13 protein-coding genes and 1 pseudogene are annotated in these 16,136 nt (G+C 30.7%); 6 read left to right on the top strand and 8 right to left on the bottom strand.

Translation table 11 applies throughout. The features are described 5' to 3' along the window. Window positions 1-12: 12 nt before the first annotated feature. On the bottom strand, window positions 13-924 hold the full coding sequence (cyoE, locus tag MHI13_RS07885; RefSeq protein ID WP_017175733.1) for a heme o synthase: 912 nt from the start codon (window positions 922-924) through the stop codon (window positions 13-15). A 238-nt stretch (window positions 925-1,162) separates the two neighbouring features. On the opposite strand from cyoE, the gene MHI13_RS07890 reads away from it, so the two are divergent. After that, complete coding sequence (locus MHI13_RS07890; RefSeq protein WP_017175734.1) at window positions 1,163-2,083, top strand: COX15/CtaA family protein; 921 nt, start codon at window positions 1,163-1,165, stop codon at window positions 2,081-2,083. A 123-nt stretch (window positions 2,084-2,206) separates the two neighbouring features. Here the strand turns inward: MHI13_RS07890 and MHI13_RS07895 are convergent, their stop codons facing one another. The 3 genes from MHI13_RS07895 to MHI13_RS07905 all read right to left on the bottom strand — a co-directional run bounded on the left by MHI13_RS07895 (window position 2,207) and on the right by MHI13_RS07905 (window position 7,744). Beyond that, entirely contained in the window at window positions 2,207-5,656 is a 3,450-nt protein-coding gene (locus MHI13_RS07895; protein ID WP_017175735.1) for a pyruvate carboxylase, read from the bottom strand. Window positions 5,657-5,991: 335 nt separating this feature from the next. Then, window positions 5,992-7,224 carry a cell division peptidoglycan polymerase FtsW gene (gene ftsW / locus MHI13_RS07900; RefSeq protein WP_070548278.1) on the bottom strand — a complete coding sequence of 411 codons (1,233 nt, stop codon included), beginning with the start codon at window positions 7,222-7,224 and terminating at the stop codon, window positions 5,992-5,994. 244 nt (window positions 7,225-7,468) lie between these two features. Next, a complete protein-coding gene (locus MHI13_RS07905; protein ID WP_017175737.1) occupies window positions 7,469-7,744 on the bottom strand; it encodes a YlaN family protein in 276 nt (91 codons plus the stop codon). A gap of 138 nt (window positions 7,745-7,882) precedes the next feature. Here MHI13_RS07905 and MHI13_RS07910 point away from each other — a divergent pair, with 138 nt between their 5' ends. Continuing rightward, complete coding sequence (locus tag MHI13_RS07910; RefSeq protein WP_048681495.1) at window positions 7,883-8,368, top strand: hypothetical protein; 486 nt, start codon at window positions 7,883-7,885, stop codon at window positions 8,366-8,368. A gap of 1 nt (window position 8,369) precedes the next feature. Continuing rightward, the gene (locus MHI13_RS07915; protein ID WP_070548280.1) at window positions 8,370-8,564 is read left to right on the top strand and encodes a DUF2197 domain-containing protein; all 195 of its coding nucleotides are present in this window, start codon (window positions 8,370-8,372) and stop codon (window positions 8,562-8,564) included. Between the two features lie 61 nt (window positions 8,565-8,625). Here the strand turns inward: MHI13_RS07915 and typA are convergent, their stop codons facing one another. Continuing rightward, window positions 8,626-10,470 (bottom strand): translational GTPase TypA, encoded by a 1,845-nt coding sequence (gene typA, locus MHI13_RS07920; protein WP_070548282.1) that lies wholly within the window; start codon window positions 10,468-10,470, stop codon window positions 8,626-8,628. 98 nt (window positions 10,471-10,568) lie between these two features. Between typA and MHI13_RS07925 the strand changes: the two genes are divergently transcribed. Further along, complete coding sequence (locus MHI13_RS07925) at window positions 10,569-10,760, top strand: DUF5325 family protein (RefSeq protein WP_002448174.1); 192 nt, start codon at window positions 10,569-10,571, stop codon at window positions 10,758-10,760. Window positions 10,761-10,828: 68 nt separating this feature from the next. Here MHI13_RS07925 and MHI13_RS07930 read toward each other — a convergent pair whose 3' ends face one another. Further along, complete coding sequence (locus tag MHI13_RS07930) at window positions 10,829-11,644, bottom strand: inositol monophosphatase family protein (RefSeq protein ID WP_002448077.1); 816 nt, start codon at window positions 11,642-11,644, stop codon at window positions 10,829-10,831. 239 nt (window positions 11,645-11,883) lie between these two features. Next, window positions 11,884-12,138, bottom strand: a pseudogene (locus MHI13_RS07935) (GNAT family N-acetyltransferase); the annotation flags it as partial. A gap of 354 nt (window positions 12,139-12,492) precedes the next feature. On the opposite strand from MHI13_RS07935, the gene MHI13_RS07940 reads away from it, so the two are divergent. After that, window positions 12,493-13,104: a YktB family protein gene (locus MHI13_RS07940; protein ID WP_002448079.1), complete on the top strand. Its 612-nt coding sequence runs from the start codon at window positions 12,493-12,495 to the stop codon at window positions 13,102-13,104. Between the two features lie 179 nt (window positions 13,105-13,283). Further along, window positions 13,284-14,630: an Nramp family divalent metal transporter gene (locus MHI13_RS07945; protein WP_054105434.1), complete on the top strand. Its 1,347-nt coding sequence runs from the start codon at window positions 13,284-13,286 to the stop codon at window positions 14,628-14,630. Window positions 14,631-14,990: 360 nt separating this feature from the next. Here the strand turns inward: MHI13_RS07945 and auxB are convergent, their stop codons facing one another. Continuing rightward, a complete protein-coding gene (gene auxB, locus MHI13_RS07950; RefSeq protein WP_017175742.1) occupies window positions 14,991-16,112 on the bottom strand; it encodes a lipoteichoic acid stability factor AuxB in 1,122 nt (373 codons plus the stop codon). Window positions 16,113-16,136 lie beyond the last annotated feature (24 nt).

The raw sequence follows: 16,136 nt of genomic DNA on the forward strand, positions 1-16,136 counted from the left end.
AACTTAGATATTTTAAATCATTTTTATTAAAGAGATGACAACAACTAATGCAAAGAATACTACTAAATAATTTAGTGAATAGATAAACATTTTTGTTGCCCACTTAGTTTGATCAGTATTTTTCTTAAATGTTGTTAAACCTATAAAAATCCATCCAAGATTTAATAAAGTTGCTAATACAACAAACGTAGTGCCTAAACTAGATAATAAGAACGGTAATGGTAATAAAAATACTAACCAAATAAACATACTTACTCTTGTACGTTTAAAGCCTTTTACTGAAGGTAACATAGGAATATTTGCTAATGAATATTCATCACTACGTTTAATAGCTAAAGCATAGAAATGAATAGGCTGCCAACAAAAGACAACTAAAAATAAAGCAAAAGCTACAAGACTTATTTGTCCATCAATAGCTGTCCATCCAATTAAAGGTGGCACAGCACCTGGAAAACTTCCTACTACTGTGTTCCAAGTCGTATGTCTTTTAGACCAGATTGAATAATATGATACATATCCTACTATACCAAAAAGTCCTAAAACACCTGATGGCACATTTAATAAGAATAAACATGCTTCTCCTACTAACATCATACCAAAACTTAACATTAATAAATGTTTATCTGAAATTCTATCGTTTACTGTTGGTCTACTTTGTTTACTTGGCATAATTTTATCGATATCTTGATCATAATAATTATTTAATGCACAAGCACCACCCATAATTAATGTCGAACCTATCAACATTAATAGGATTTGAGGTATTGACGATAGGAAGGAATGATTTGTCATTACAATAGCTAACCAAGCGCCTGCAAAAGCAGGAATTAGGTTACCCTGTACCAAGCCCATTTTAATAATTTGTTGTAGTTCTTTAAAAGACACTCTACTTGACGGCTGTGATAAAGTGTGTTCTTTACTCATGGTTCCCCTCCTTAAAATTTTCATATAGTACTATGATATAATAATTACTTATAAAAGGCTAGGTTATATCTATTTAAATTGTGACACTTTAACGACTTCCTGTCTCACTAATTTTTTGTCTTTAATTATTGTAGTATAATAGTTGTAATATTTATAATTATATCTTTTATATTAAAATCAGAGCATAAATGGATATCATATTACAAAATATTTTAAATTAATGATGGGGTGTTTAAACTTGTTTAACAAACGAAACCTTAAATGGTTATCAATCGTAGCAACAATTATTATGGCATTGGTACAACTTGGGGGCGCCTTAGTAACTAAGACGGGCTCTGAAGATGGCTGTGGTGCTTCATGGCCTTTATGTCACGGCGCTTTATTACCTCAGAATTTGCCAATTGCTACAATCATTGAATTGAGTCACCGAGCTGTATCAGGTTTATCATTAATTGTTGTGTTATGGTTGGCCATCACAGCTTGGAAAAATATAGGATACATAAAAGAGGTTAAACCTTTAGCAATTATTAGTGTCGCTTTCCTATTAATTCAAGCCTTAATTGGCGCAGCAGCTGTTATTTGGCAACAAAATTCTTACGTTTTAGCCTTACATTTTGGAATTTCATTAATTAGTTTTTCTTCTGTGTTCGTATTAATGCTTATTATTTTTGAAGTGGATAAAAAATATGAGGCTGATGAATTATTTATAAAAAAACCATTGCGCAATCTTACTTGGATTATGACGGGCGTTGTTTATGTCACTATTTACACTGGTGCTTTGGTTCGCCACGCTAAAGCAAGTTTAGCATATGGAAGCTGGCCATTGCCGTTTAATAATTTAGTACCCCATACTGAGCAAGATTGGGTACAATTTGCACATCGCGGTATGGCATTTATCACTTTTTGTTGGATTATGATTACATTTATTCATGCCATCAAAAATTATTCTGAAAACCGTACAATTAGATATGGCTATACTGCTGCATTTATTTTAATTATTTTACAAGTGATTACGGGTGCATTGTCTGTAATCACACATGTTAATTTAATTATTGCATTGCTACACGCACTTTGTATTACTATACTTTTTGGCTTAATCGCTTACTTTATTTTACTCATGCTTCGTTCAATTAGAAGTGAAAAATCAAAAATCAAATAAAGTTTTAAAAGACATGTTAGAGTTATTGTAAAACATGGAATCTCTAACGTGTTTTTTATGCAAAAAAGCATAAGATAGAATGTCATTTAACTTTCTATCTTATGCTTTTAAACTTTTTAATACCTACTCAGATTTTTCAATTTCGATTAATAAATCTCCCGTTGCAATAGCATCACCATTTCCAACAGTAACTTTTTTAATCACTCCATTAAATGGAGCTTGAATTGTTGTTTCCATTTTCATGGCTTCAGTGATTAATAGTGGTTGATTTACTTTAACCTCATCACCTACTGAAACTTTAACTTCAGTCACACTTCCTGGCATTTGAGCTCCTATATGATTTGGATTTGTTTTATCTGCTTTAGGTTTTACATTCGCATTTGTTTTTATGTTTTCATCTTTAATCGTAATACGACGAGCTTGACCATTCATCACGTAATAAATTGTTCGATTACCCTTTTCATCTGCTTCACTAATTGTTTCAAGTTTAATAATTAAACGTTTTCCGTTTTCAATTTCAATTTCTACAGTCTCACCGTTACGCATACCAAAGAAGAATGTCGGTGTATCAAGTAATGATAAGTTACCATATTGTTGTCTAGTTTGAATAAATTGATCAAATACTTTTGGATAAAGTACATAACTTATAATATCTTGCTCAGTCACTTCACCATAATTTTTATCTTGTAATTGTTCTCGTATTTCATCAAAATCTACTGGTTTTAAATATTCTCCTGGACGTTCAGTTAGCGGTTGTTGACCTTTTAAAATAATATCCTGCAATTGTTTATTAAAGCCATTTACTGGTTGACCAATCTCACCTTTAAAGTATGACACTACTGATTCAGGAAAATCTAATTTATAACCTTGTTCAATAATAGATTGTTCATCTAAATCATTTTGTACCATATATAACGCCATATCTCCTACCACTTTTGAAGATGGTGTCACTTTAACAATATCTCCAAACAAGAAATTAACACGACGATACATATCTTTGACTTCATTAAAACGTTCACCAAGACCTAAACTTTTAGCTTGTTGACTTAAATTAGAGTATTGACCACCTGGCATTTCATGTTGATAAATTTCTGTATTAGGTGACTTAATATCACTTTCAAAGTCAACGTAGTATGGGCGAACAGTACTCCAATAGTGACTTAATTCTTCTAAACCTTGAATATCTGTACGCATATTTCGTTTAAACCCATCTAATGCATAATATAAGGAGTTCACACTTGGTTGACTTGTTAAGCCACTCATCGATGCAATAGCTGTATCGATAATATCTACACCAGCATCGATGGCTTGTTTGTAGGTTAATAAACCATTTCCACTTGTATCATGTGTATGTAAATGGATTGGTAAATTAACTGCAGCTTTTAATTCTCCAACCAGTTCATATGCTGCTCTAGGTTTTAATAAGCCAGCCATATCTTTAATTGCTAAAATATGGAAACCTTCACGTTCTAATTCCTTAGCTAATTTAACATAGTAATCTAAAGTGAACACATTTGAACGTTCTGAGTTTAAAATATCCCCTGTGTAACAAATAGTACCCTCTGAAATTTTACCTGCTTTTTGTACCGCTTCATTTGCCACTTTCATTTGATCTACCCAGTTTAATGAGTCGAAAATACGGAAAACATCTACACCTGCTTTAGCACTTTCATCTACAAATTTTTGAATTACATTATCAGGATAATTCTTATAACCCACAGCATTTGAAGCTCTTAATAACATTTGGAATAATACATTTGGAATCGCTTTTCTAAGTTTTTCTAAACGCTCCCAAGGATTTTCTTTTAAGAAGTTGTATGCCACATCAAAAGTAGCGCCTCCCCACATTTCTAAAGAAAAACTATCTTTAAATACTTCAGCAGTTTTAGAAGCTATATTTAACATATCTTTTGTACGTACACGCGTAGCAAGTAAAGATTGATGCGCATCACGGAATGTCGTATCAGTAATTAAAACATCATCTTGTGCTTTAACCCAATCTGCAACTCCACTAGGGCCTTTTTCATCTAGTAATTGTTTTGTACCATATAGATGTTGAATTTTCTTTTTTGAAACTTGCGGAATCGAAGTTGACTCATAGTCTGGCTTCGTACGTTTTTCGACATTCGGAAAACCATTAATGGTTACATTCCCAATGTATTCTAATGTTTTAGTACCACGGTCTAATGTAGGTGCAATATCGAATAATTCCGGTGTTTCTTCAATAAATTTTGTTGTATAATCTCCACTTCGGAATTTTTCATTACGCATAACGTTAACTAAAAACGGAATATTTGTTTTTACACCACGAATACGCATTTCTCGTAAAGAGCGTTCCATTTTTTCTTCAGCTTGTTTAAAAGTAATGGCATGAGTAGATAATTTCACTAATAGTGAGTCATAGTAAGGCGAAATTTCAGCGCCTTGGAAACCATCTCCTGCATCTAAACGTACACCAAAACCACCACTTGAACGATAAGCAATAATCGTACCAGAATCTGGCATAAAATCATTTGTAGGATCTTCGGTAGTGATACGACATTGAATAGCATAACCAAGTGTTTGGATTTCTTCTTGAGGAGGTAAAGCGATACGTTTGTCAAATAGACTTGCTCCATCTGCTACTAAAATTTGAGTTTTAACGATATCAATTCCTGTAATCATTTCTGTAATCGTATGCTCTACCTGAACACGTGGATTGACTTCAATGAAAAAGAATTCATCGCCAGATACTAAAAATTCCACTGTTCCAGCGTTAACATATTTGATATTTTTCATTAATTGTAATGCAGACTGACAAATACGTTCTCTTAATTCATCAGGTAAGCCTACAGATGGTGCTACCTCAACTACCTTTTGATGACGACGTTGTACAGAACAATCACGCTCATATAGATGAACAATATTACCATATTCATCGCCAATAACTTGAACTTCAATATGTTTGGGATTATCGATGTATCTTTCGATATATACTTCACTATTACCAAATGATTTTTGTGCTTCAGATTTCGCACGATGAAACGCATCTTCTAATTCACTTTCTTCGCGAACAATACGCATACCTTTTCCACCACCACCACTTGTGGCTTTAATCATCAGTGGGAATCCTGCTTCTTTAGCAAATGCCTTTGCTGCATCAAAATTTTCAATTGGTCCATCTGTTCCTGGTATAACTGGTAAATTTGCTTTAATTGCAGTTGTTCTTGCTTTTACTTTATCACCAAACATATCTAAATGGTCTAGGTGAGGACCAATAAATGTTATGCCCTCTTCATTACAACGTCTTGCAAATTCTTCATTTTCACTTAAAAAGCCATAACCAGGATGTATTGCATCTACATTCGCACGTTTTGCTACTTCAATAATACGTTCAATATTTAAATAACTTTCGGCTGGTCCTAAATCTTTTCCCACTAAATATGATTCATCGGCTTTATATCTATGTAATGAATTTTTGTCTTCGTTTGAATAAATTGCTACTGTTTGAATATTTAATTCCGTTGCTGCTCTAAAAATTCTAATTGCAATTTCACCACGATTGGCTACTAATAATTTTTTTATATGATTCAAACAAGAAACACCCCTTTATATTTTGAATATTCTAACTAATTAGATAATAAAATTTTATCTTAAAATACATGAGAAAGCTAATACTTTTTTACATACAATTTATAAAATGAAAATATAGTAACTAGGTTAGCTTAATCACTATTTTAAAATGTAATCATTAATAATTATTATACTTAATAACTTTATATTATCATTTATAGTTTGAAGACGCTACTGTAGACTAGTAATCCTTTAACTTGTCACATAAATGTAAAAAGAGTGGAAGCAAATTTTTTAATTCTTGCTTCCACTCTTAATAATGTTAGTTACATATTTACATCTATCATTAAATGATTTTAATATTGTCTAGGAATATCCACTTTTGTTTTTTTATTTTTTATTGCTCTTTTTTCTTCAATTTTAATTTGTCTTGCTACTAACAATAATAATCCCATAGCAATACTTAAGCTGATCATTGATGAACCACCAAAACTTATAAATGGAAGAGGAACCCCTGTAAGAGGAATCGTAGCTGATATACCTCCTAAATTTACGAACGTTTGACTACCAATATAACTCGCTACACCAACACATATTAATTTATAAAAATATGAAGATGTTTTAGTGGCTAATATAAATGCACGGAATACAATAAAAAATAATAATCCTATTACTAATAAGGCACCAATCAGTCCTAATTCTTCACAAATTACTGCGAAAATAAAATCTGTATGCGCTTCTGGAAGATAGCCAAGTTTCATGATTCCATTACCTAATCCTCGACCAAATAATCCTCCATTTCCGATTGCCATTAATGAATTGGATAAATGATACCCAGTTCCAGAAGAAGAACTAAAAGGATCGTAAATTGTACTAAAACGTGCCTTTAAATATTCTGGCATCATTCCAGTGAAAATAAAGAACCCAGCAATAAGAATAAATCCAAGAATAATATATAAAATAGGTCCTTTTACTATTTTCTTAGCACCTATACCTACGAATAAAAACATTGCTAATATAATAATTAATGTTAATAATGTTTGTCCAATATCTCCTTGTAAAAGTACTAAACCTAAACAAAGGATAATTAAAATAATTGGCCCTTTGATAATTCTTAAATTACCTCTTAACTGCGGTAATTTTTTACTTAATACATAAGAAATATAAAGAATTAAAGCAATTTTTAGCAACTCTGAAGCTTGTAAATTCATAAATCCTAAGTCAAGCCAACTTTTTGAACCATTAATATTTTTACCTACCAATAATGTTAAAAATAAAAGGACAAAGATGATAATCATAATCCACTGTTGAACTTTTGATTGTTTAAAGACTTTTATATTCATCATAAATGAAATAAAAAAAACAATAATGAAACTCATGATAACATAAATTAATTGTCTGTTATAAAAATATGTACCTGAAACCTCAACGCCACCTGTTAACGTTCCTTTAGTAGCTGCCACCATACTGGCACTATAAACCATCACTAAACCTATAAAACACAAAATAACATATGAAATTAATAATGGATAATCGATAAACTTAGAGGTTCTACCTATGTATCGAAATATATTTTTTAAATTATTCATAAAAAAGATCATCCAATTCTAAAAATTTAAACTATATATGCTCATTAAAACGATTTATCAAATTAAATTCTGTCTAAACTATTATATACTTTGTAATTATTAATTAACAAACATAAACGTAAAAAATAAAATAAAAGGACTGAAAATATTATTTACATAACATTTCAGTCACTATCATAAATTATTACATCTATTAATTCTTGCTCATTATAACACTTTCATATTCAAAGCATTAGACTTAGAGTTATACGTTTGTGAATGCTTCATGCAATTTAGATAATTCTTTTTCTAAACGAAGCATTAAATTTTTACCGTCTTCTTTATCAACTAAACCAAGTTTCACAGCAAAGTCTACTTCTTTTTGTAAACCAAACATTTGTGTGTCGAGAACCTCTTCATATAGTGGGCAAGATGGCATAGTTAAATTATCCATTTGAACCTTAATTAAATGCAAGATTCGGTCAGCATCTTGATTTAATTGCTCATAAGCTGCACTATTTATGTTCATTTGCTTCGGCATCACATTCTCCCCCTATCATTAAATATCTTCATATCAGAAGTTTATCCTACTACCTTTTAAAAAGCAAGTTTATTCAATAAACCCTTCATTTTAAATATGATAAAATAATGGTTAGATTGAAACTAGGGAGTGGGCAAGATGATTCAAATTAAAGGAGACGTCAAATTTCCTATTACTTTAGATAGTACAACATGGATTTTTGATGATAGAAAAGTAAAAATAGAAGATATTGAAAACGGTATTTTTGAAGGAACTAAACCTATTAAATTTGAAGATAACCGCGAATGGAATAGGGCTATTTTAGAAGGACAAACCAATCCTCCTACATTAAACTCTGAAATTAAGTATCGTAAACGTGCTGTATTAGAAGATTCATTTGCAATAAATATGACACCATTTTTTAAAAATGCAGAGCCTTTAGAAAGTGCAACTACAATTAAACTTTCAAATGATACATCTTCAATTGAAATTCCATTAGAATTATTACCTTATCTATTTTTCCAATTTGCTAAAGATGGTAAGCGATTGTACGATGATAATTCAGTAGATAGCTTTGTTTATAATCCCGAGGAGAACGCTTATTCATATCAATTTAAATATGTAACTCGTATTGAGGTGATTTAAGTTGCGAGAAGTACAATGTATTATTTGTGATACTAAGGTTTTAATTGATGAACGTACAGTTGAAGCTAAACGTCTACGTAATAATCCAATTAAAACATTCATGTGTAGTGACTGTAAAAGTCGATTAGACACACCTAGACAACGACCAAATGAGAATCGTAAATTTAATATCCATTTTCCAAATGAAAACTTATAGTATACTTTTCAATAATAAAAAGACGCAACATCAAATTTGATGTTGCGTCTTTTTATTAGTTTTATTGATCTTGCATCATTTGTTTTACACGTTTCGCTTCTTTTTCACGTGCAGCTTTATTTAAAATTTTCTTTCTTAAACGGATACTTTGAGGCGTTACTTCAACCAATTCATCATCATTAATATATTCTAATGCTTCTTCTAACGTTAAAATTCTTGGACGATTCATTGTTTGAGTTTGATCTTTTGTTGCTGAACGTACGTTAGTTTGATGTTTAGCTTTAGTAATATTAACTGTTAAGTCGTTTTCACGGTTATGTTCTCCTACAATCATACCTTCATAAACTTCAGTACCTGGTTCCATGAAGTTTACACCTCGGTCCTCTAGACCAATGATGGCATAGGCTGTTGCTTGTCCTTGATCCATTGAAATTAATGCACCATTACGACGGCCACCAATTTGTGCTTTAACACGAGGTCTAAATTCTTCAAATGTATGATTAATAATGCCATAACCACGTGTCATAGACATAAATTCAGTTGTATATCCAATCATACCACGTGCAGGTACCATAAAGATTAAACGTGTTAATCCATTATCAGTTGTTAACATGTCTAACATTTCACCTTTACGCGCACCAAGTGATTCAATCACTGCTCCAGCATTTTCAGATGGAACTTCACATTGAACACGTTCAAATGGTTCACTTAATACACCATCAATTTCACGTAAAATAACTTGAGGTTTAGAAACTTGAAGTTCAAACCCTTCACGTCTCATATTCTCAATTAAAATAGATAAGTGCAACTCTCCACGGCCAGCTACAATCCACGTATCTGGAGAATCTGTTGGTGTAACTTTTAAAGATACATCTGTTTCAAGTTGTTGATCTAACCGTTCTTGGATTTGACGAGCAGTTACAAAATCACCTTCACGACCAGCAAATGGTGAATTATTTACTTTGAATGTCATTTCAAGTGTAGGTTCATCAATACGCAATACTGGTAACGCTTCTTGATGATCATGTGGTGTAACTGTTTCACCTACGTTGATATCTTCCATTCCTGATACAGCAATTAAATCTCCCGCTTGTGCTTCTTCAATTTCTTCACGTTTTAAACCAAAGAAACCAAAGATTTTTGTTACACGGAAGTTTTTCACTGTACCATCTAATTTAATAAGCGATACATTATCGCCGACACGAATTTTACCTCTAAATACACGACCAATACCAATACGACCAACGTAATCATTATAGTCTAATAATGCTACTTGGAATTGTAGTGGTTCATCACTGTTATCAATTGGAGCAGGCACGTAATCAAGAATTGTTTCATATAAAGACTGCATGTTTTCATCTTGTTTTTCAGGATCAAGACTCGCTGTTCCATTTACAGCTGATGCATAAACAACTGGGAAATCAAGTTGTTCATCATTTGCTTCAAGTTCAATAAATAAATCTAATACTTCATCTACTACCGCTTCTGGTCTAGCAGAAGGTTTATCAATTTTATTAACTACTACAACAGGTTTTAAATTTTGTTCTAATGCTTTTTTTAGTACGAAACGTGTTTGTGGCATCGTACCTTCGTAGGCATCTACAACAAGTACAACACCATCTACCATTTTCATGATACGTTCAACTTCACCACCAAAGTCAGCATGCCCTGGTGTATCTAAGATGTTAATTCTTGTACCTTTATAATTTATCGCAGTATTTTTAGCAAGAATTGTAATACCACGTTCTCTTTCTAAGTCATTAGAGTCCATTGCTCTTTCATCAACATGCTCATTTTCTCTGAAGATTCCAGATTGTTTAAGCAATTCGTCAACTAGTGTTGTTTTACCATGGTCGACGTGAGCAATAATTGCAATATTACGAACATCTTCTCTTCTATTAGTCATTTTATAATATCCTTTCTTGAGTAAATTCCCACTTTTAATTGCAACTTTTTTATTATATCATAATATTAACAAAAGATAACTAAAAGGTGGGGATGGGGATGGAAAAACCAAAATCTAAAGGTATATTCTGGATACTTTCTATTGTAGCAGTTATATTTTTAGTGCTCTTTAGTTTCAGCGTGGGTGCCGGAAGTATTCCAATGATGATTTTAACATTTATTCTTTTCATTGCAACGTTTGGCGCCGGATTTACGCTTAAGAAAAAGTATCGTGAAAACAATTGGCTATAATCAACCATTAAGATATATAAAGCTTGAGATATTTTTGCCTCAAGCTTTTTTTATTGAAATAAGATTTTTTATTTTTTAAAGCGTTGATGTAAATCTATTAAAGTAGCCGTATTAGGTGCTAGATAAATTTCTAATATTTCTTTATGAATATTTGAATTTCCTACTAATACTGAATTCGCACTTGAAATATTTAATGGTTCACCTAATAAGTTACTAGCTACGCCTCCAACTTCATTTAATACAATAAGACCACCAGCAAAGTCCCAAGGCTGTAATCTAGGTGTGATATAAGCAGCCAATTGTCCTTTAGCTACACTTATAATTTCTAAAGCTGCACTACCATATGCTCTACAGCTTCTTGCATCATTTACTATATCTTGAAATATAGGACCCATTTTAGGTTTGGTTACCCAATTTGGGTTGATACCAATTAAGCTTTTCTTTAGGGTGGTAGATTCAATCGTAGATAATGGATGTTTATTTTCAAATGCACCCTCACCTACCTTGGCATGATATAAAACATCTTTCATTACATCATATACAAAGCCAGCGTATGGTTTACCATTTCGATAGATACCAATTGAGATAGCAAAATTTTCTTTTTGATGTACAAAGTTTAATGTGCCATCAATTGGATCCACTACCCATACGACCCCTTCAACATGAGTTAAATCATGACCATGTCCTTCTTCCCCAATAACACGATGTTCTGGATAACTATGGGTAATCGCATCATATATATAATTTTCAGTAGCTTTATCAACATTTGTAACTAAGTCATTCGGATTTGATTTTGTTTCAATATTTAATTCTTCCTTCATCATTATTCTAACTTTATTTCCTGCTTCTAAAACTAAGCCTTTAGCAAAATCATATAGCGACATACTATCATCTCCTGTTGCTTACTATTATACATCAAATCAATTTTATAATTGTTATACATCATTTTATACCTTCATCACTATATATTAAACTCTTATGAATAGTTTATAAGCATAAAAATAGGTCGCCAATAAAAGCAACCTATCAAATCCATGATATAAAAGACTGAAAACATTTAAAATATATGAATAAATATGTACATTCATCTTATAATTATGGAAGATAAATAAATAAAAGATCATTAAGCTAATTTTAAATGTAAAATCGGGTAATCTCTACCTTGATTGTCTTTTTGAGATTCACTATATGCTTTAAAACCATTTTTAATATAAAATTTCAATGCATGTTGGTTATCTTTATTAACATCTACATATTGGATTTTATCTTCTTGAATCAGTGACTGAAGTATGATTGTACCGTAACCTTTATTAAAATGTTTAGGATCTATAAACAACATTTCCAAATTTTCATCATTAATTCCCGAAAAACCAATAACTTCTTTATCATAAAATCATAGATATGCATCTACATATTTTAAATAAGTTAGAAGGTCATTTTTTAATTGCATTCTATCTTCTTCTTTAAAAAAATCATGTGTTTTTACTACAGATTTCTCCCAAATTTTTAGTATTGTATTATAGTCTTTTTTCTTTTACTTTTATTAATCTCATGACACTCTCCTAACCACGAGGGGTAAAATCCTAAAAATTAAATGACTAACATCTAGGTACTGACTCTACCTTATTAGTTTAAATTAACTATCTATATTGTATATTACTATTCTATCATTATCACTTTGAAATATATGCTACAATAAACTCAACATACTATTAAAATAGGAGGAAGATCAATGACACAATACACATTTACACCTAAAGATTTTAAAGCATTTGACGTTGAGGGTTTAGATGAACGAATGGAAGCTTTAAATAAATATATTAGACCTCAATTACATCAGTTAGGCGATTATTTTAGTGAGTATTTCACTTCTCAAACTGGAGAAACATTTTATGCACATGTTGCTAAACATGCGCGTAGAAGTGTTAATCCTCCTATAGATACCTGGGTCGCTTTTGCACCTAATAAACGTGGTTATAAAATGTTACCCCACTTCCAAATTGGCCTTTTTAGGGATCAATTATTTATCATGTATGGAATAATGCATGAAGGAAAAAATAAAGAAGAACGTGTTAAAGTTTTTGACAAACATTTTAATGCATTAAAACAACTTCCAAATGATTATCAAATTAGTTTAAATCACATGAAAAAAGATAAACAATATATCAAAGATTTAAGTGATACTGATTTACATCAAGCTATTGATCGTGTTAAAAATGTGAAAAAAGGAGAATTTTTTATAGCACGTACTTTAGCCCCTAGTGATGAACGATTAAAATCAGATGAAACATTTTTAGCTTTTATTAAAGAAACATTTGATGAATTCTTAAAATTATATGAATAAATACTATTCTTCGGCCTGGGACTTTACTAGAAGTCTCAGGTGTTTTTTATTTTATTGGTAATCACTCACTGTCTTGAAGATCCATCTAAATTCAGTAATATTCTTTTTTACAACATTTTTAGGTTGACCTAAAAATATATTTAGGTTAATATAATTAAAAAGATTTTAGGAGTGTATGAATGAATTATATGAGTAATAAAAAACAACGTAGCTTAGACGAAATTAATAATACAGTAGACTTTAATAGTAATAAAAGTGCAAGCCAAAAATTTTTAGCTTTTTTAGGTCCAGGATTATTAGTAGCGGTGGGATATATGGATCCAGGTAACTGGATTACATCTATGCAAGGCGGAGCACAATTTGGCTATATTCTTCTTTTTATTATTTTAGTTTCTAGTTTAGCTGCAATGCTTTTGCAAAGCATGACAGTTAGATTAGGTATTGCTACAGAGATGGATTTAGCACAAATGACACGTCATTATTTAAATCGCCCGTTAGCAATTATATTTTGGATAATAGCAGAACTAGCTATTATCGCTACAGATATTGCTGAAATTATCGGAAGTGCAATAGCTCTAGACTTATTGTTTAATATTCCTTTAATTATAGGTGCACTTATAACTGTTTTAGATGTTTTTCTTTTACTCTTTATTATGAAATTTGGCTTCAGAAAAATCGAAGCGATTGTCGGAACATTAATTTTTACTGTTCTAATTATTTTCTTATTCGAAGTATTTATTTCATCACCTAAAGTGATTAATATTCTTAACGGGTTTATTCCTCATAAGGATATCGTTACAAATCATAGTGTACTGTATATTGCTTTAGGGATTATTGGTGCTACAATTATGCCTCACAATCTCTATTTACATTCTTCGATTGTACAATCACGTAAATATGATAGAACTAATGAGAACGATAAGGCACAAGCAATTAAATATGCAACAATTGATTCTAATATACAATTAAGCATCGCTTTTATAGTAAATTGCTTGTTACTTATATTAGGTGCTGCACTATTTTATGGTGTTAATGCTGATAAATTAGGAGGATTTTATGATTTATATCATGCCCTTAAAACTCAGCCGCTTCTAGGGTCAGTACTTGGCAGTATCATGAGTACATTATTCGCTATTGCACTACTTGCATCTGGACAAAATTCTACAATCACTGGAACACTCTCAGGTCAAATTGTTATGGAAGGATTTTTAAGATTATCAATTCCAAATTGGTTAAGACGATTAATAACTAGAGGTTTAGCTGTCATTCCTGTTATAATTTGTTTAATTGTATTTAAAGGTAATGAAAATAAAATGGAACAACTTTTAGTACTTTCTCAAGTATTTTTAAGTATCGCTTTACCGTTTTCACTCATTCCTTTACAACTTGCAACAAGCAACAAAAAATTAATGGGCCCTTTTTATAATAAAAACTGGATTAACTTTTGTTCTTGGAGTTTAATTATTATTCTAAGCCTACTTAATGTTTATTTAATTATCGAAACATTTAAAGAATTTTTTGCATAAAATAAAACTATTGTTAAGGTATTGAACATGATATCTTAACAATAGTTTTTCTCTGTATTCTTTTAATTCATTATAACTTCCATAATATCATTGCAAACCACACTATATTAAACTTTCATATCAATGTCATAATATGAATAGTATAGATTTAATTTTTAATATTAATGTAGGTTTTACAAATACTCCAATAGAACTGATTATTGCGATTATATCATTTCAATTATGTATGCATTTTATTTTAATTTATATCTTTCTATTATTACATACTTATCCAATTTTATTTTTATTGACGATAAATAAACTCCCAAGCCATTTAATTCAAATTGCTTGGGAGTTACACGTAAAACTAATAACCTTCAATTATTCCTGATCAACTGAGTGTTTCTCTTTGTTTTCTTCTTTATTTAAAATTTGCTTACGTTCTTCATAATTCATTCGACGTTGATTAACAGCACTTGGCTGATTCTTTCTTTTTTCTTTCATACGTTGATTATAAGCTTTACGTTTTTCTTTTTTCTTAGCACGTAATTCCGCTTTTTCTCTTTTACGTTGTGCTTTTTGTTCTTTCTTATCAATATATGAGTCTGTTTCTACATTATTTTCATCATCATTAACTTCATTCGGCATACTATTTTTTGATTTATATTTATACTTTCTTTGTCTTGAAAGCACGCCAGAAGTATCATCATCATTTGAAGATTGTTGATATTCACTTGTTACAGCACGTTTAGGATATTGATTATATTTATCTTCCTCAATATCATCATTAAAATCTTGCTCATTATTATTTTGATTAATATGATTATAATCCTCATAATCATGTTCTCTTTCATTATAATAACTTGAAGGTTTACGACGAGTACGACGTTCTGATTTTTTAGTCTTACGAGGTGGTTCTATGTACTCTTCTTCATCATTATATTGAGTAGGTTCTTCTTCATAATAATATCTGTCATCATAATCATCTCTTTGATTATAATAAGGGGGATAATCGTAAGTAGAACCATATGCTGGAACAGTTTCTAATTTACTTCTTCTTGCAAACATCATAATCGCTGTAATGAAGAAGAAGATTGGAATAATTAATGTAATAAATAATAACACTAAAGGCAAAGTAATAATGGAAGCAATTAAAAATAATATTCCAGATAAAATTCTAATATTCATAGAAATTAAAGCTAAAAATGAAATTAATAAACAAATGATAAAGTACACGATAATTGCCCAAATTCCATTTTGTAACCATATAACAAATTGAGTCGTATTTAGACTATTGTTAACTAGTATTTGTTGTATTAATTGATTATTATTCATGGAATTTTCAAGATTTTGAATAGATGTATCATTACTGAATGATACGAGTGCAATAAACATTGTAATAACCGTTAATATTAATAAGAAAATCCAACTAATCCAACCTAAAAGTTTCTCAGTTAAACGGCTCACAGGTCGTTTGATTTGTGTGTATCGTTCTCCTGACATTTATTACAACTCCTTAATTGACTT

The organism is Staphylococcus sp. FSL K6-0223 (assembly GCF_038008285.1).